This is a genomic window from Rhizobium sp. A22-96, assembly GCF_053521805.1.
This window is the reverse complement of the sequence record NZ_JBNWDQ010000006.1, coordinates 225,736-243,106: the sequence shown is the minus strand read 5'-3', so window position 1 is coordinate 243,106 and position 17,371 is coordinate 225,736. Positions and strand designations below refer to the sequence as shown.

17 protein-coding genes are annotated in these 17,371 nt (G+C 62.3%); 13 read left to right on the top strand and 4 right to left on the bottom strand.

Annotation, left to right across the window (positions count from 1 at the left end; genetic code table 11):
- The first annotated feature begins 2 nt into the window (after positions 1-2).
- Genes paaD through ACQZ6F_RS25875 form a run of 6 tightly spaced genes read left to right on the top strand, consistent with a single transcriptional unit; the run spans position 3 to position 5,621 of the window.
- Positions 3-527, top strand: a complete 525-nt coding sequence (gene paaD, locus ACQZ6F_RS25900; protein WP_449094601.1) for a 1,2-phenylacetyl-CoA epoxidase subunit PaaD — start codon at positions 3-5, stop codon at positions 525-527.
- 21 nt (positions 528-548) lie between these two features.
- Positions 549-1,625 carry a 1,2-phenylacetyl-CoA epoxidase subunit PaaE gene (paaE, locus tag ACQZ6F_RS25895; RefSeq protein ID WP_449094600.1) on the top strand — a complete coding sequence of 359 codons (1,077 nt, stop codon included), beginning with the start codon at positions 549-551 and terminating at the stop codon, positions 1,623-1,625.
- A 29-nt stretch (positions 1,626-1,654) separates the two neighbouring features.
- Entirely contained in the window at positions 1,655-2,410 is a 756-nt protein-coding gene (locus ACQZ6F_RS25890) for a Phenylacetic acid catabolic protein (protein ID WP_449094599.1), read from the top strand.
- A 15-nt stretch (positions 2,411-2,425) separates the two neighbouring features.
- Positions 2,426-4,483, top strand: a complete 2,058-nt coding sequence (paaZ, locus tag ACQZ6F_RS25885) for a phenylacetic acid degradation bifunctional protein PaaZ (RefSeq protein ID WP_449094598.1) — start codon at positions 2,426-2,428, stop codon at positions 4,481-4,483.
- 4 nt (positions 4,484-4,487) lie between these two features.
- The gene (locus ACQZ6F_RS25880; protein WP_068399322.1) at positions 4,488-5,006 is read left to right on the top strand and encodes an acyl-CoA thioesterase; all 519 of its coding nucleotides are present in this window, start codon (positions 4,488-4,490) and stop codon (positions 5,004-5,006) included.
- Complete coding sequence (locus ACQZ6F_RS25875; RefSeq protein ID WP_449094597.1) at positions 5,007-5,621, top strand: phenylacetic acid degradation protein PaaY; 615 nt, start codon at positions 5,007-5,009, stop codon at positions 5,619-5,621.
- A gap of 9 nt (positions 5,622-5,630) precedes the next feature.
- Here ACQZ6F_RS25875 and ACQZ6F_RS25870 read toward each other — a convergent pair whose 3' ends face one another.
- The 4 genes from ACQZ6F_RS25870 to paaG all read right to left on the bottom strand — a co-directional run bounded on the left by ACQZ6F_RS25870 (position 5,631) and on the right by paaG (position 8,922).
- Positions 5,631-6,227, bottom strand: coding sequence for a TetR/AcrR family transcriptional regulator (locus ACQZ6F_RS25870; RefSeq protein ID WP_068399327.1), 597 nt, complete (start codon positions 6,225-6,227; stop codon positions 5,631-5,633).
- 113 nt (positions 6,228-6,340) lie between these two features.
- Positions 6,341-7,651, bottom strand: a complete 1,311-nt coding sequence (gene paaK / locus ACQZ6F_RS25865) for a phenylacetate--CoA ligase PaaK (RefSeq protein WP_449094596.1) — start codon at positions 7,649-7,651, stop codon at positions 6,341-6,343.
- Positions 7,652-7,693: 42 nt separating this feature from the next.
- The gene (gene paaI / locus ACQZ6F_RS25860) at positions 7,694-8,131 is read right to left on the bottom strand and encodes a hydroxyphenylacetyl-CoA thioesterase PaaI (RefSeq protein WP_449094595.1); all 438 of its coding nucleotides are present in this window, start codon (positions 8,129-8,131) and stop codon (positions 7,694-7,696) included.
- Positions 8,132-8,133: 2 nt separating this feature from the next.
- Entirely contained in the window at positions 8,134-8,922 is a 789-nt protein-coding gene (gene paaG / locus ACQZ6F_RS25855) for a 2-(1,2-epoxy-1,2-dihydrophenyl)acetyl-CoA isomerase PaaG (RefSeq protein ID WP_449094594.1), read from the bottom strand.
- A gap of 101 nt (positions 8,923-9,023) precedes the next feature.
- On the opposite strand from paaG, the gene paaN reads away from it, so the two are divergent.
- The 7 genes from paaN (at position 9,024) to ACQZ6F_RS25820 (ending at position 17,334) form a co-directional block, all read left to right on the top strand.
- The gene (gene paaN, locus ACQZ6F_RS25850; RefSeq protein ID WP_449094593.1) at positions 9,024-10,685 is read left to right on the top strand and encodes a phenylacetic acid degradation protein PaaN; all 1,662 of its coding nucleotides are present in this window, start codon (positions 9,024-9,026) and stop codon (positions 10,683-10,685) included.
- A gap of 47 nt (positions 10,686-10,732) precedes the next feature.
- Entirely contained in the window at positions 10,733-11,881 is a 1,149-nt protein-coding gene (locus ACQZ6F_RS25845; protein WP_449094592.1) for an ABC transporter substrate-binding protein, read from the top strand.
- A 74-nt stretch (positions 11,882-11,955) separates the two neighbouring features.
- Positions 11,956-12,828 carry a branched-chain amino acid ABC transporter permease gene (locus tag ACQZ6F_RS25840; protein WP_449094591.1) on the top strand — a complete coding sequence of 291 codons (873 nt, stop codon included), beginning with the start codon at positions 11,956-11,958 and terminating at the stop codon, positions 12,826-12,828.
- Between the two features lie 2 nt (positions 12,829-12,830).
- On the top strand, positions 12,831-13,787 hold the full coding sequence (locus ACQZ6F_RS25835) for a branched-chain amino acid ABC transporter permease (protein WP_449094590.1): 957 nt from the start codon (positions 12,831-12,833) through the stop codon (positions 13,785-13,787).
- Positions 13,784-14,569 (top strand): ABC transporter ATP-binding protein, encoded by a 786-nt coding sequence (locus tag ACQZ6F_RS25830; protein WP_077467433.1) that lies wholly within the window; start codon positions 13,784-13,786, stop codon positions 14,567-14,569. Before ACQZ6F_RS25835 ends, ACQZ6F_RS25830 begins: the two co-directional genes overlap by 4 nt.
- Positions 14,556-15,257, top strand: coding sequence for an ABC transporter ATP-binding protein (locus ACQZ6F_RS25825; RefSeq protein ID WP_449094589.1), 702 nt, complete (start codon positions 14,556-14,558; stop codon positions 15,255-15,257). The genes ACQZ6F_RS25830 and ACQZ6F_RS25825 overlap by 14 nt, the downstream gene beginning before the upstream one ends.
- A 4-nt stretch (positions 15,258-15,261) precedes the next feature.
- Entirely contained in the window at positions 15,262-17,334 is a 2,073-nt protein-coding gene (locus tag ACQZ6F_RS25820; protein ID WP_449094588.1) for a 3-hydroxyacyl-CoA dehydrogenase NAD-binding domain-containing protein, read from the top strand.
- The last annotated feature ends 37 nt before the right edge of the window (positions 17,335-17,371 follow it).

The following is a 17,371-nucleotide window of genomic DNA, read 5'->3' as shown; positions in this document are numbered from 1 at the left end:
TGATGACGACGGCGCTGCATCCCTCTGTTGCCGAGGTCTGGCACTGGCTCTCGGAGGTGCCCGACCCGGAGATCCCGGTGATTTCGCTGACCGATCTCGGCATCATCCGCGATGTCGGCTGGCAGGATGATACGCTTGTGGTGACGGTGACGCCGACCTATTCGGGCTGTCCTGCCACCACGATCATAAACCTCGATATCGAGCGGGCGCTGGCCGAGAAGGGCCTTGGTAAGGTGCGGCTGCAACGTCAGCTATCGCCTGCCTGGACCACGGACTGGATCAGCGTCGAGGGGCGCGAGAAGCTGCGCGCTTACGGGATTGCACCGCCGATCGACGGCACGGCCACTGACGGCGTGCTCATGAAACGCATCGACCGGCTTTCCGGCCATTCGAACCTGACGATTGCCTGTCCGCGCTGCGGATCGGCGAACACGGAAAAGATCAGCCAGTTCGGCTCGACGCCCTGCAAGGCGAGCTACCGCTGCACCGACTGTCTGGAACCGTTCGACTATTTCAAGTGCATCTGACCCATAGGAAGAGGGCCACACATGGCACGTTTTCATCCCCTGACCGTTACCGATGTGCGCCGCGAGACGCGTGATGCTGTCGTCGTCACGCTGCAGCCGTCCGAAGAGGACCGCGCCGTCTTCGATTTCACCCAGGGCCAGTACCTGACCTTCCGCCGCCAGTTCGAGGACGAGGAGCTGCGCCGCTCCTATTCGATCTGCGCCGGCAAGGATGAGGGCGTGCTGAAGGTCGGCATCAAGCGTGTCGACGGCGGCTGCTTCTCGACCTGGGTCAACGAAAACCTGAAGGCCGGCGACACGCTAGAAGCGATGCCGCCAATGGGTGCGTTCTTCGCGCCGATCGAACCCGATGTGGGAAAGCACTATCTCGGCTTTGCCGGCGGCAGCGGCATCACGCCGGTTCTGTCGATCATCAAGACGGTGCTTGCGCGCGAACCACGCTCCTATTTCACGCTTGTTTATGCCAACAGGCAGAGCAGCTCGATCATGTTCCGCGAGGAACTGGATGATCTGAAGAGCCTCTATCTCGGCCGTCTCTCGGTAATCCACGTTCTGGAAAGCGAGGCACAGGATATCGATCTCTTCACGGGCCGGGTCGACGGCGAGAAATGCGCCGCCCTCTTCAAGGGCTGGATCGATGTGACCTCGGTCGCCATGGCTTTCATCTGCGGACCCGAGCCGATGATGCTGGCGATCGCCGCGGCCTTGCGCGAGCACGGGCTTCGCGACGAGCAGATCAAGTTCGAGCTATTTGCCTCCTCCCAGCCGGGCCGCGCCCGTCGAAAGGTAGAAACAACAGCGAATGCAGACCACGGCGCGACCTGCGAGGCAACCGTCACGCTCGATGGGGCGACGCGCACCTTCAAGTTCCCCAAGCATGGTCAATGCCTGCTCGACGCCGCCCTTCAGAACGCGATGGACGTACCATACGCCTGCAAGGCCGGTGTCTGTTCCACCTGCCGCGCGAAGGTTCTCGAAGGCGAGGTCGAGATGGAGGTCAACCACGCCCTTGAGGATTACGAGGTGCGGCAGGGCTATGTGCTGACCTGCCAGTGCTACCCGCTCACCGACCGTATCGTCGTCAGCTACGACCAGTAAAGTTTGCGCCGCCTCGAAGGGAGGACAGCATGTCCGATACGATGCCGATCGAGCAATATCTGGAAGAGGGTGGGGTGTTGTCCTCACCTGACAACGTGCCCCCGCGCTACCGTGGCGAGCTGCTTCGCATGATGGCGAGCTTCGTCGACAGCGAGCTTGCGGGCTCCGCCGGCTTTGCCGATACGATCAACGACGCCCCCGGCATTCAGGAGCGCATTTCCGCCGCTCGTATCGTGCTTGAGAAGGCAGACCATGCCGGCCTTGTGCTGAAGATCATGGAGACTTTCGGTGTGGATGGCGCCCGCTATGCCGTACATCATCCCTGGGCGGAGCGGCTTTCCCGCGAAGCCGATATCGGCGCCGTCAGGCAAGGCGGCGACATGCGGCTCTCGGTCTTCCACTATCCGCTTGAGGGCTGGGTGGATGCGGTGGTCATGAACGTACTGATGGGCAGCGCCAGCGTCGTGCAGCTCAAGGAGCAGTCACGCGTTTCCTATCAGCCGCTCGCCGAAGTCTTCCGGGCCATTCTGCCGCGCGAGAAGCGGCATGCGGAGCTGGGCGCGGCCGGCCTCGCCCGTATCGTCGCCGATGACGAAGGCAAGGCCAGAGCGCGGGCTTCGGTGACCTACTGGTATCCCCGTGTTGCCGCAAGCTTCGGCCATTCCGGCTCGGCTCGCTTCGAGACGCTGTCGCGTTTCGGACTGCGGCACACGCCCAACGAGACCTTGCTTGCCGAATGGCAGGCGGATGTCGATGCGCAGCTCTCTGCACTTCGATTGAACTGACGGAAGGAAACACGGATGAATATCATGGCAAACAGCCCACGCCGGCTCGAAAGCTATGTCGGCGGCACTTGGGTCGCCGGCGCCAAGGAGGGCGTGCCGCTGCTCGATGCCTCGACTGGCATTCCCGTCGCGTTCATCGATTCCTCGGGCATCGATTTCAAGCAGGTGCTAGCCCATGGCCGCGACAAGGGCGGCTCGGCGTTGCGGCGCATGTCCTTCCATGATCGTGCCGCCATGCTGAAGGCAATCGGTCAGGCACTGCTCGAAAGGAAGGAAGAATTCTACGCGCTTTCGACCGCGACCGGGGCGACGCGTGCCGATGGCTGGGTTGATATCGAAGGCGGGATAGGGACCCTGCTGTCCTACGCATCCAAGGGCCGGCGCGAATTGCCGAATGCCCGCGTGCTGCTCGATGGCGATGTCGAGCAGCTGTCCAAGGACGGCAGCTTTTCCGCTCAGCATATCTTCAGCCCCCTGCAAGGCGTCGCCGTTCACATCAACGCCTTCAATTTCCCCTGCTGGGGCATGCTGGAAAAGCTGGCGCCGACATTGCTTGCCGGTGTTCCTGCCATTGTCAAACCGGCCAGCCAGACGGCTTATCTCACCGAACTCATGGTCCGCCGGATTATCGAGACCGGTTTGCTTCCCGAAGGCGCATTGCAGCTCATCTGCGGTTCGGTCGGTGACCTCCTCGATCATGTCGAAGGCCAGGACGCGGTAACCTTTACAGGTTCCGCCTCGACCGGCCAGCGCCTGAAGACGCACAGGGCGATTGTCGCCAATTCAGTCCGTTTTACCATGGAGGCGGACAGTCTGAACGCGGCCGTGCTTGGTCTTGATGCCGCGCCAGGCACGGAGGAATTCGATCTCTTCGTCAAGGAAGTCGCTCGTGAGATGACTGTCAAGGCCGGCCAGAAATGCACGGCCATCCGCCGCGTCATCGCGCCCCGCGCCTACAGCGATGCCCTCATCGAAAGCCTGCGCGCACGCCTCGGAAAGATGGCGATCGGCAACCCGGCTGATGAGACGGTTCGCATGGGTCCGCTTGCGAGCCTAGACCAGCGCGAGGAAGTGCGCGCCCGCATTCGCGAACTTGCCGTCGATGCCGAGATCGTCGGCGGTGATCCCGATAATCCGAGCATCATGTTCGGTGATGCAAGTGCCGGCGCTTTCCTCAATCCGGTCTTGCTCTATTGCGACAGACCGGGTTCTGCTCGTGCGGTGCACGATGTCGAAGCCTTCGGCCCGGTTAGCACGGTCATGCCCTATGACACGGCGGAGGAGGCTATCGAGCTCACTCGCCGCGGCAAGGGCAGCCTTGTGGCGTCCGTCTTCACCAATGATCCCTCGTTTGCCGAGGAGGTGGTTCTCGGTCTTGCGCCATTCCATGGCCGCGTGATGATCGGCAACCGGGTCAGCGCCAAGAGCTCGACCGGCCATGGTTCTCCGTTGCCGGGCCTGGTCCACGGCGGTCCCGGCCGCGCCGGCGGCGGCGAAGAGCTGGGCGGCATCCGTGGCGTCAAGCACTACATGCAGCGAACTGCAATCCAGGGTGCGCCGAGTCTGCTTTCCGCCGTTACGGGGCGCTGGATTGAGGGTGCCGAAGCCCGCAGCGGCGATGAGCATCCGTTCCGTAAATCGCTCGCCGAACTGAAAATCGGCGACCAGCTCGTCACCGCGACCCGCACCGTCACACTCGATGACATCGAGCACTTCGCCAATTTCACCGGCGATACGTTCTACGCCCATATGGATGAGGAGGCCGCCAAGGCCAATCCGTTCTTTGACGGCCGCGTGGCGCATGGCTATCTCATCGTCTCCTTCGCTGCCGGCCTCTTCGTCGATCCTGCCCCAGGTCCGGTCCTTGCAAATTATGGCGTCGACAACCTGCGCTTCCTGACACCGGTCAATCCGGGTGATACGCTTCAGGTGCAGTTGACCTGCAAGGAGATCAATCCGCGCGCCAATGCCGACCACGGCGAGGTGCGTTGGGATTGCAAGGTGACCAACCAGATAGGGGCCGCAGTCGCGCAGTATGATGTGTTGACGATGGTGGCGAAAACGAGAGAGTGAGCACATGACGACAATCGAGCAAGACCCGCATCGCCTGGAAATGACCGTGCTGATGACGCCCGACATGGCGAATTTCAGCGGCAAGGTTCATGGCGGCGCTCTTCTGAACCTGCTCGATCGCGTCGCCTTCTCCTGTGCGTCCCGTTACTCCAAGCAATATGCGGTAACGCTGTCGGTGGATCAGGTCTTGTTCAAGGAGCCGATCAACGTCGGTGAACTGGTCACCTTCCGCGCCTCGATCAACGATACCGGGCGCAGCTCCATGGAAGTGGGTATCCGGGTCGAGGCCGAGGATATCCGTTCCGGCACGCGGCGCCACACCAATTCCTGTTATTTCACCATGGTCGCCGTTGATGACGCCGGTCGTCCGGTCCGCGTGCCCGAACTGGTGCCGGTAACCGCTGTCGATATTCGGCGGCACAAGGCGGCACGGCTTCGCCGAACCCTCCGCCGCGAATTCGCCGAACGGCTGGAATCGGTGGCGGCCACAGGCCGCGACGTCGAGAGATCGGGAGACGACTAGATGGCGCAGATCTATGCCTATGACGGCGTCATCCCGGTGATCGACCCGGCCGCCTTCGTGCATCCGGCGGCCATCGTCATCGGCGACGTGATCGTCGGCCCTGCCTGTTATGTCGGGCCGGGTGCGGTGCTACGTGGCGATTTCGGCCGCATCGTGCTGGAGCGCGGCTCGAACGTGCAGGAGACCTGCGTCGTACACAGCTTCCCGAACCTCGAGGTTGTCGTCGGGGAGGAGGGGCATATCGGCCACGGCGCGGTGCTGCATGGCTGCCGGATCGGAGCCAACGCCATGGTCGGCATGAATGCCGTCATCATGGACGAGGCTGTTATCGGCGAGAATTCGATTGTGGCGGCGATGGCCTTCGTCAAGGCTGGTGCGCAGATTCCGGCCAATAGCCTCGCAGTGGGTGCGCCGGCGCGGGTGGTTCGTGAACTCACGCCGGAGGAGATTGCCTGGAAGCGCCAGGGCACCGCCATCTATCAGCGCCTTGCGCTCGAAGCGAAAGACAAGCTGCTGGCGGTTGCGCCGTTGACCGCGCCCGAGCCTGACCGGCGGCGGATCCGCGCGCCGGATTACGATCCCCTCATTCTCGAAAGGCTGAAACTCGGCGATTGAGCAGTTGCGTCAGCGGACGGCCTTGACGCCTTCGAGGATGAGCGTCGTTGCGATATCCGCATAGTCGTCGCGAGTGATCGGTCCGTTGGGCCGGAACCACATATAGACCCAGTTCATCATGCCGAAGAGCGACATGGTGACGGGCGTGAGCAACGGCTTGTCCTTGTTAAGGTCCGGATTGATCTCCTGTATGACGCTGGAGAAGCGCTTGACGAGCCTTCTTTCGATCGTCCGCAACTCGGAAAGCTGCTCTTCCGACAGGGCGTGGGTACCATTGAGCTGTACCTGATGCTCGTTGTCCGCGCCTTCGTAGTTCTTCAGCACGGCCTTGACGAGAAGACGCAAGCGCTCCTGCGGCGTCACGTCGGTGCGATCGGCCGCCTCGACGGCGCTTTCTAGTTCGGTCAGGTGGGTGTGGATGATGTCGAAGATCAGAGCGTCACGGCCCGGATAGTAATGATAGAGCAGCGCCTTTGAGACATTGCTGTGCGAAGCGATCATCGACATGGAAGCCTTTTCCATGCCCATTTCGGCGAACACCGCTGCCGCGTTCGTCAGAATCCCACGCTGCTTCTCTTCGAAATCAACTGCGCGTGTGCGTGCCATGTAATCCTGCTCTGCTTATTCCCGGCTAACTATGGTCTGGCCGCTGGGGGAGCGACCAACCCTTTCTATATACTGTCAAATGGTTGCCAGGCTATCCCAGCACCCAAAGCCAATCATTCCTTGGGGCGGTTGTCGACGACGCGTTTCGCCTTACCTTCAGAGCGCGCCACGCTGCCTGGCGGGTGCACGGTGATCTTGGTCGTCACGCCGACCACACTCTTGATGTGGTGGGTGAGTTCCTTTGCCGAACCCGTCCGCGCCATCTCGTCGGCTGCCTCCAGCGTGGATTCCACATGAACCGTCATGTTGTCCATGCGGCCGGAGCGCGTCAACTCGATCTGGAAGTGCGGGGCAAGACCGCGACATTTCAGGATTTGCTCTTCGATCTGCGTCGGGAAGACGTTGACCCCGCGCAAGATCATCATGTCGTCGGAGCGGCCGGTCACCTTCTCCATGCGGCGCATGGCGCGTGCCGTGCCCGGCAGAAGCCGCGTCAGGTCTCGCGTACGGTAGCGGATGATCGGCAGGCCTTCCTTGGTCAGCGTGGTAAAGACCAACTCGCCGAGTTCACCATCCGGAACGACTTCGCCGGTGACCGGATCGATGATTTCAGGATAGAAGTGGTCTTCCCAGATATGCAGCCCGTCCTTGGTCTCGACGCATTCGCTGGCAACACCCGGGCCCATGACTTCCGACAGGCCATAGATGTCGACGGCGTGCATGTCGAAGGAGTGCTCGATTTCCTCGCGCATGGCATTGGTCCAGGGCTCCGCGCCGAAAATGCCGACGGCAAGCGAGCTTTCGCGCGGATCGATACCCTGACGACGGAATTCGTCGAGAATCGACAGCATATAGGAAGGGGTGACCATGATGATGCGTGGCTTGAAATCCTGCATCAGTGTCACCTGGCGCTCGGTCATGCCGCCTGAAATCGGTACGACAGTGCAGCCGAGCTTTTCAGCGCCGTAGTGCGCTCCAAGGCCGCCGGTGAACAGGCCGTAGCCATAGGCGATATGCACGAGATCGCCGGCGCGGCCACCGGCCGCGCGGATCGAGCGGGCAACGACGGTCGACCAGGTGTCGATGTCCCCGGCTGTATAGCCGACGACGGTCGGTTTGCCTGTCGTGCCGGAGGAGGCATGGATGCGGGCAAGCTTTTCGCGTGGCACGGCGAACATGCCGAAGGGATAGGTATCGCGAAGGTCCTTCTTCGATGTGAAGGGGAATTTGGCGAGGTCCGCCAGGGTTTTCAGGTCGGAAGGATGCACGCCCACTTCATCGAAACGCTGGCGGTAGAAAGCCGAATTCTCATAGGCATGGTTGAGTGACCATTTCATGCGCTCGAGCTGCAGCGCGGACATCTCGTCGCGAGAGGCTGTCTCAATCGCTTCAAGTTCGCCGGCGCGCGGTGAAAGGTTTTCCATGAATATCTCCTCCAAGAATGCGAAATGCTGGTTGTGTGAAACCTAGTCGGGCAGAAGGGTGCCCTTGACCGTTCGCGAATGGCCGCGGAATTCGGCGATCTGCTCGCCTTCCTGATTGGTGATCGCGATGTCGTAGATGCCGCCACGCCCGCGCCGCGATACCTCTCGTGCCGTCGCTATCAGCCGATTGCCCTTGAAAGCCGGGGCGATGTAGGTCACCGAACAATGCTGGGCGACGGTGCGTTGGTTGTAGCTGTTGCAGGCAAAGGCGAAGGCTGAGTCGGCGAGTGCGAAGATATAGCCGCCGTGGCAGGTGCCATGGCCGTTCGTCATCGTCTCCGTCACCGCCATGGAGATTATCGCCTCGCCGGGCGCTACGGAGAGAAGCTCCATGCCGAGGTGGCGGCTGGCATTGTCGTCTTCCCACATGGCTTTTGCGCAGGCTTCTGCAAGCGCCTGCGGTGAAAGAGTGTCGGTCATGCTCATTTGCCCTTGAACTCCGGCTTGCGTTTTTCGAGGAAGGCGGTGACGCCTTCGGCATAGTCGGCGCTATGGCCGGCCTCGCGCTGCAGGTCGCGCTCGAGATCAAGCTGTTCGTCGAGGGAGTTGGTCGCGGCCGCCTGAATGGCGCGCTTTGTCATGCCGAGTCCCTTGGTCGGTCCGGCAGCAAGCCTGACGGCAAGTGCGGTCGCTTCCTCCATCAACTTGTCATCGTCGACGGCACGCCAGATCAGGCCCCAGTCCGCGGCGGTCTCCGCGCCGAGTGGTTCGGCAGTCAACGCCAGCGCCTTTGCGCGGGCTTCGCCGATCAGACGCGGGAGGCTCCAGGTGCCGCCCGAATCCGGCACGAGGCCGATCTTGGCGAAGGCCTGGATGAAGCGGGCCGAGCGTGCGGCAAGCGTGATATCGCAGGCAAAGGCGATGTTTGCGCCGGCACCGGCGGCGACGCCGTTAACCGCGCAGATCACCGGTTTTTCCAGGCTGCGGATGAGGCGCAGCAGCGGATTGTAAAAGGTTTCGATCGTGTGGCCGAGGTCGGGCGTGCCCTTACTGGGATCACGGTCGCCAAGGTCCTGGCCGGCGCAGAAGCCGCGGCCGGCGCCTGTCAGCAGGACCGCACGCACATCGGCCTCCGCATGAGCGCGCTCGAAGCCGGTACGCAGCGCAAGATGCATCTCCTCATTGAAGGCGTTGAGCTTGTCCGGGCGGTTGAGCGTGAGGCTCAGAACGCCATCGGCAAGCGCCGACAAGATGGTGTCGGAATCGGACATATTTCCTCCCTGTCGCCTTTCCCAGCGGCGACCATAAAAAAACTCTTGCATAAACCGACCGGTCAGTCAATGATAAAGACATTGCATGGGAGGAGCCAGGGATGACCACACTTTTCGAGCGCCATCGCCCGACGCTGCAGGCTGCTCTGGGCGCGGCTGCCAAGCGTGACTACTGGTCCGCCTATCCCGAAATTCCGAGCGGTAAGCTTTATGGTGAGACCGCCAAGGACGATGGCCTCGCTGCCTACAAGGCATTCCTTGGAAAGCCGTTTCGCATCGCCAACCATCCTGAAACTCGCGTGGTCGGTGCGGAAGTTTCGCCTTACGGACCACCCCTCGGCATCACCTATCCGACCGCAACCGTCGAAATGCTGGCTTCCGCTTCGCAGGCGGCTGCGCGGCAATGGGCTTCGGCATCGGTCGACGTTCGCGTCGGCATCTGCCTTGAAATCCTCTCCCGTCTCAATGCCCGCAGCTTCGAGATGGCAAATGCCGTCATGCATACGACCGGCCAATCCTTCGCCATGGCCTTTCAGGCCGGCGGTCCGCATGCGCAGGATCGCGGGCTGGAAGCCGTCGCCTATGCCTATGCCGAGATGAGCCGTACGCCTGAGAAGGCGATCTGGACGAAGCCGCAGGGCAAGGGCGAGCCGATCACGATGGAAAAGCATTGGCGGATCATGCCACGCGGCATTTCGCTTGTCATCGGCTGCAATACGTTCCCCACCTGGAACAGCTATCCGGGGCTCTTCGCCAGCCTTGCAACCGGCAACACCATCATCGTCAAGCCGCATCCGGCTGCCATCCTGCCGCTTGCCATCACCGTCGAAATCATCAGGCAGGTGCTGGTGGAGGAAGGCTTCAGTGCCGACACTGTGCTGCTTGCCGCAGACGCGCCCGGTTCGGAGATCACGAAAGACCTCGTGCAGCATCCGGCGATCGCGATCGTCGACTATACCGGTTCCAACAGTTTCGGCGCATGGGTCCGGAGCAATGCGGGCAACGCCGATGTCTACACGGAAGAGGCAGGCGTCAACTCGATCGTCATCGGCGCCACCGATAATTTTGCCGGCATGTGCAGCAACATAGCCTTCTCGCTATCGCTCTATAGCGGCCAGATGTGCACCGCGCCGCAGGATATTTTCGTGCCGCGCGACGGTATCGAGACGGATGAGGGACACAAGAGTTTCGACGAGGTTGCGGCCGGCATTGCTGCGGCCGTAGACGGTTTGTTGTTCGATCCGGCCCGTGCGGCCGGCATCTGCGGCGCGATCGCCAATCCGGCGACTCTTGCCCGTATTGCCAAGGCCCGCCCGCTCGGCCGCATCGTGCGCGACACCGCGCCGATCGAAGGTTTGGGCGATGCACGCACAGCAACCCCGCTGATCCTTTCCGTCGATGCTGTCGATGAGGCTGCCTATGCGGAGGAACGCTTCGGCCCCATCGCCTTCGTCGTCGCGGTCGATGATGCGGCTGATGGCGTTGAGTGCGCGGCTAAACTCGCCGAGCGGAAGGGCGCGATTACGGCGGCCCTCTACGAGACCGACGAGGCGCGCATTCTGGCTGCGGCCGATCGTTTCGCTGCGGCAGGCGTCAATCTTTCGGTCAACCTGACCGGCGGCATCTATGTGAACCAGAGCGCCGCCTTCAGTGATTTCCACGTGACCGGCGCCAATCCAGCAGGCAATGCCAGCCTGACGGATGCAGCCTTTGTTGCAAACCGGTTTCGCGTGGTGATGTGGCGCCGCCCAAAAGCGGCGTGAGGGGTACTGAGACTTAATCTTTGTCATCTCGTGGGAGGAGATTCGACATGAAATTTTCCATAACGACCGCACTTGCGGGAACGCTTGTATTTGCCCTGAGCTTTGCTGCCCCGGCCCTTGCCGACATCAAGATCGGTGCGACCATTTCCGAAACCGGCCCTGCCTCCTTCCTTGGTGATCCCGAGGCCAAGACGCTGAAGATGCTTGTCGAGCAGATCAACGCCGCTGGTGGCGTCAATGGCGAGAAGATCAACCTCGTCATCTATGACGACGGCGGCGACCCAAACAAGGCTCGCACCTTTGCGACCCGTCTGGTCGAGGACGATGAAGCGGTTGCCGTCATCGGCGGTACGACGACCGGCACGTCGATGGCCATTATTCCGGTCATCGAAGACGCAAAGGTGCCGTTCATTTCGCTTGCCGGCGCCATCGAGATCGTCGACCCGGTCCGACCCTTCACATTCAAGACGCCGCATACCGATCGCATGGCCTGCGCCAAGATATTCGCCGACATGAAGAAGAACGGCATCACCAAGATCGGCCTGATCTCCGGTTCTGACGGCTTTGGCGCCTCGATGCGCAAGCAGTGCCTGGCGATCATCGGTGAATACGGGATCGAAGTCCTGGCCGACGAGACCTATGGCCCCAACGACGCCGAGATGACGCCGCAGCTGACGAACATCAAGGGCAAAAAGGGCATTCAGGCCGTGCTGAACCCGGGCTTCGGCCAGGGCCCAGCGATCGTCACGCGCAACTATGCGCAGCTCGCCGTCGGCCTGCCGCTCTACCAGTCGCATGGCGTCGCTTCCGCTGGTTTCATCGAGCTTGCGGGGCCTCAGGCAGCCGAGGGCGTGCGCCTCCCGGGAACTGCACTACTCGTCGCCGGCCTGTTGCCGGAAAGCGACCCGCAGCGCCCGGTCGTCGTTGCCTACAAAGAAGCCTATGAGAAGGCGACCGGCAAACCGGTCTCTACCTTCGGCGGCTATGCCCATGATGCCCTGCGTATCCTCGTCGATGCGATCAAGCGGGCAGGCAGCACCAAACCGGCGGCGATCCGCGATGCGATAGAATCCACCTCGGGTCTCGTCGGCACCACCGGCACGGTGACGATGTCGGCAAAAGATCATCTTGGCCTCGATCTCTCGGCCTTCCGCATGCTGCAGATCGAAAAGGGCGGCTGGAAGATCGTCGATTAATCGAGAGCCCGTACCGCCGGCTGCGCCCTGAAAGCGCCGGCCGGCGGAAACCGTCGTGCGAAGCGGAGGCATCCATGCCCGAACTCCTGCAATTCTTTCTGTCCGGGATCACCGTCGGCGCCGTCTATGCGCTGGTCGCTCTCGGCTTCACCATCATCTACAACGCCTCCGATGTCGTAAATTTTGCCCAGGGCGAGTTCGTCATGCTCGGCGGCATGATCACGGTGTTTACCTACACTGCGGGGCTTCCGCTGCCGCTCGCGGCATTGATCGCGATCATCGTCACGGCGGCGATCGGCGTGGCGCTCTACAAGCTGGCGATCGAGCCGGCGCGCGGCGCGCCCGTGGTCTCGCTGATCATCATCACCATCGGCGCCTCCATCTTCATTCGCGGCGTGACGCAGCTCGTCTTCGACAAGCAGATCCACCGCTTCCCGGCCTTTTCGGGCGATCAGCCGATCCTGATCGGCGGCGCCACCATCCTGCCGCAGAGCCTGTGGGTCATCGCCGGTGCGCTCGCTGTCTTCTTCTGTCTCTGGCTGTTTTTCACGCGCACGCTGCTCGGCCGCGCGGTTCTGGCAACCGCAAACAATCGTGTTGCCGCCCGCCTCGTCGGCATCAACACCAATTATGTGATGACGCTGTCCTTCGCCATGTCGGCCGCCATCGGCGCGCTCGCGGGCGTGCTGGTGACGCCGATCACGCTGACAAGCTACGATGTCGGCCTGGCGCTCGCATTGAAGGGCTTTGCGGCGGCGATGCTCGGCGGCATGGGCAATCCCAAGGGTGCGCTCGTCGGCGGTCTGCTGCTCGGTGTTCTCGAGGCGATGACGGCCGGGTACATCAGCTCGCAATACAAGGATGCTGCCGCCTTCGTCGTTATCATCGCCGTGCTTTTTGCCATGCCGCAAGGCTTGTTTGGCCGCCAGTCGGCAGATCGGGTGTGATCATGCGGCTTCCCGGCAAAACCACCAGCCTTCTCATTCTCGCCGCGGTCATCGTCGTCGCACCGATGTTTTTCCCGTCGTCCTACTATTTCCGCGTCGGTTCGCTGATCTTCGTCAATGGTCTGGCCGCAACCGGCCTGGTCATCCTCATCGGCTATGCCGGCCAGGTGAGCCTGGGACATGCGGGCTTTGCCGGTATCGGCGCCTATGCCTGTGCGCTGGCACCCGTCCATCTCGGCCTGCATCCGGCCCTTGCTGCCTTGCTTGGCGCGCTCGTTTCGGCTGTTATCGCCTTCCTCGTCGGTCGGCCGATCCTCCGGTTGAAGGGCTACTATATCGCCGTCGCCAGCCTCGGCTTCGGGGTCCTCGTTTCCATGGTGCTGTCGAACGAGGCACGCTTCACCGGCGGGCCTGATGGCATCGCGGTACCGGAACTCGGGCTTCGCGCCAGCCTCAACACTATTGGCATCGATCTCTCCAATACCGAGTTCTGGTATGCCTTTTCCGGCCTCGTGCTGGTCATCGGGGCGTGGCTTGCATTGAACCTCTATCACAGCCCCACCGGCCGAGCGCTTCGCGCCCTGCACGGCTCCGAGATTGCGGCACGCACGGTCGGCGTCGATGTCGCGCGCTACAAGCTGCAGGCCTTCATCATCTCAGCTGTCTATGCTTCGGTCTCCGGTTCGCTGCTGGCGCTGCAGAACAAGTTCATTACGCCCGATGTCGCCGGCTTCATGCACTCGATCGAGATGGTCATCATGGCAGTTCTCGGTGGAGCCGGTTCGGTGCTTGGCGCCATCCTCGGTGCTGCGATCCTGACGATGTTGCCGCAGGTGCTCACCGTTTTCCAGGAATACGAACAGCTGATGCTCGGTCTTGTCATGATGCTCGTCATGATCTTCATGCGCGAGGGCCTGCTTCCATCGATCACGCGCCGTTTTGCGGGGAGGGGAGCATGAGCCTGCTTCAGATCGAGGGTCTCGGCATCGATTTTGGCGGCCTTCGCGCCGTCCATGACGTCAGCTTTTCCTTGAAGGCAGGCGAGATCGTCTCCGTCATCGGCCCGAACGGTGCCGGCAAGACAACGCTCTTCAACATGATCTCCGGTCTTTACACGCCGGCGCACGGTCGTGTCCTGCTCGATGGTGAGGATGTCACCCGCATGCCGCCGCATCTGCTCGCGCGTCGCGGCCTGTCGCGTACCTTCCAGAACCTGCAGATCTTCCAGGCCATGACGGTGCTCGAAAACGCAATTGCCGGGCATCACCTGCATGAGCGCGGTTCGGTGTTCGCCGATCTCCTTTCGCTGCCGGCTTCGCGTCGTCGCAGTCGGGAATCCGAGGCGAGCGCCCGTATATTGCTCGACCGGGTCGGGCTTGGCCGAGCTGCGGAACAGGAGGCGGGTTCACTCTCTTATGGTGCGCTGAAGCGTCTGGAAATCGCCCGCGCCCTGGCGCTGAAGCCGCGCGTACTGTTGCTCGACGAGCCGGCCGCCGGCTGCAATGCCGTCGAGACGGAAGAAATCGATCGTCTCATTGCCAAGGTCGCGGCCGAGGGTGTCGCGATCCTGCTGGTGGAGCACGACATGAAGATGGTCATGCGCATTTCCAACCATATCGTCGTGTTCGACCACGGCGAAAAGATCGCCGAAGGCAAACCGGCAGAAGTCGCGCGCAATCCGCGTGTCATCGAAGCCTATCTCGGTGTGCAGGCGGCGGAGGCTCAAAATGCTGACGGTTGAGGGACTGCGTTCGCGCTACGGCCGCATCGAGGTGCTGCACGGCGTCGATCTTGATGTTGCGTCGGGCGAGATTGTCACCGTGGTCGGTGCGAATGGCGCCGGCAAGACGACGTTGCTCAAATGCCTGTCCGGGATCCAACCGGTGTCGGCCGGTTCGGTACTCTTCCGCGGAGAGGCACTCACCACCGTGCCGGCGCATCGGCGTGTACAGCGCGGACTTGCCCAGTCTCCGGAAGGCCGGCAGATTTTCACCAATCTGACGGTCGAGGAGAACCTTCGGCTCGGCGCCTATCTCTTTGCCGACGACAAGGTCGACAGCGACTTGCAGGATGCTTTCGCCATGTTCCCGATCCTGAAGGAGAAGCGGAGCCTGGCGGCTGGCGGCCTCTCCGGCGGCCAGCAGCAGATGCTGGCGATCGCGCGGGCATTGATGAGCCGGCCCTCCTGCCTGCTTCTCGATGAGCCGAGCATAGGACTTGCGCCGATCCTCGTCGCGCAGATTTTCGACGTTGTCAGGAACATGAAGGCGCTCGGCGTCACCGTGCTTCTTGTCGAACAGAACGCCTTCGGTGCGCTTTCCGTTGCCGACCGGGGCTATGTCATGGAGACGGGGCGCATCACGCTCTCCGGCCCCGCCGCCGAACTGATCGCGGACGAACGCATCCGCGCAGCCTATCTGGGAATGTAAGATCATGACCGTCACCATCGCACGCGAAGGCGCAATCGCTGTCGTCACCATCGACAATCCCCCCGTCAACGCGCTCTCGCAGGCGGTGCGCCAGGCCTTGATCGAGGCGGTCGCTACGCTCGACGCGGACGAAATGGTCAAGGCGGTCGTTCTCTGCTGCGCAGGCCGTACCTTCATCGCCGGGGCCGACGTTAACGAATTCGGCAAGCCGCCGGAGCCTCCGCATCTGCCTGATGTCGTTGCGAGCATCGAGGGTGCGGGCAAGCCCTGGGTCGCGGCGATCCATGGCAGTGCGCTTGGCGGTGGCCTCGAGGTGGCGCTCGGCTGCGCCTATCGTGTGGCGGTTCGCTCCGCCAACCTCGGTCTGCCCGAGGTGAAGCTCGGACTCATTCCCGGCGCCGGCGGCACGGTTCGCCTGCCGCGTCTCATTGGCGCCCCGGCTGCAGTCGATCTGGTGACGAGCGGCAATCCCATCGATGCCCGCAAGGCGGCAGCACTCGGTCTCGTGGATTTGGTTGTCGACGGAGATCTGCGGCAAGCTGCCATAGCTTTTGTAAAGGAAGCGGTCGGTAAGCCCAGACCGCAGTCGATCTCCGGCCGCAACGTTGCGGCGGTCGAGGATGGTTTCTGGGACGACGTAGAAAAAGCCGTCGCAGCCAGCGCAAAACGTGAGATCGCACCTGTCCGCGCGACCGCGTCCGTCCGCAAGGCGAGCGAGGCGGATTTCGCGACGGCAATGGCCTTTGAGCGCGAGACGTTTCTGGAGCTGCGCGGTTCCGCTCAAGCGGCCGCGCTGCGTCATGTCTTCTTTGCCGAGCGGGCCGCACCCCGACCACCGGAACTCGCCAGTGTGGCTCCGCGCGATATTCGTTCCGCCGCGGTGATCGGTGGTGGGACCATGGGTGCGGGCATTGCCGCGGCGCTCAGGGATGCAGGACTGCCCATGATTCTCGTCGAGCGCGATGAGGCAGCAGTCGAGCGCGGGCTTGCCAATGTCCGATCGATCTTCGAAGCGTCTGCAAAACGCGGTCGTATCACGCCCGAGATTGCGGCCGAACGCATAGCCGGTGTTATCGGCACTGACGACTACGGTTCGCTTGCAGATACTGATCTTGTTGTCGAGGCAGTCTTTGAAGATCTCTCGATCAAGCGCGCGGTCTTCGCAAAACTATCGGAGGTCTGCCGCCCGGATGCGGTGCTCACCACGAACACGTCCTATCTCGATCCCGATCAGATCAGCCAGGGCCTGTCGAACCCCGAGCGCTTTCTCGGCCTGCATTTCTTCAGTCCCGCTCATATCATGAAGCTTCTGGAGATCGTGCCGACGGAGACGACGGCGCCTGAGGTGCTGGCGACTGGCTTTGCGCTTGCCCGTCTGCTCGGCAAGATCCCGGTTCGCGCCGGTATCTGTGACGGCTTCATTGGCAATCGCATCCTGAAGGTCACGCGCGCGCAGTCCGAGCGGCTGCTGCTCTCAGGCGCCACACCCTCCGTTGTCGATGCCGCCATGCGTGCTTTCGGCCTGCCGATGGGCCCGTTCGAGGCGCAGGATCTCGGCGGTCTCGACATCGCCGGCTTCCAGCGCAAGGCCGCCCGCGAACGCGGTGAGGTGCCTTTCGCGCCAGTGGGCGACCGGCTTTGCGCCATCGAGCGCTTTGGGCAGAAGTCTGGCGGCGGTTGGTACGACTATCGGCCGGGTGACCGCGCGCCGCAGCCATCTGACGCGGTGGCAGCAATCATTGCCGAAGAAGCGCACGGCAAGGTGCAGCTGGCATGGGACGAGGCTGCGATCGCCGATGCGGTCATCCTCCCAATGGTCAACGAGGCGGCACGTATTCTGGAGGAGGGTGTTGCCGTTCGCGCAGCCGATATCGACCTCGTCAAGATCCATGGCTACGGATTCCCGCGCTGGCGCGGCGGGCCAATGCATTATGCGGAAGCACGTGGCCTTGCCGAGGTCGTCGCCGTATTGGATGGACTTTCCACACAGGGCCTTGCCGATTCGCCATGCGCCCGCCTGCGCGTCGCAGCAGAGCGGGGCGGCTTTTCGGCACTTGCCGGTGGTAAGCCTGGCTGAGGAAAAGGCTTGATCCATGTATCGTTATATTTCATGA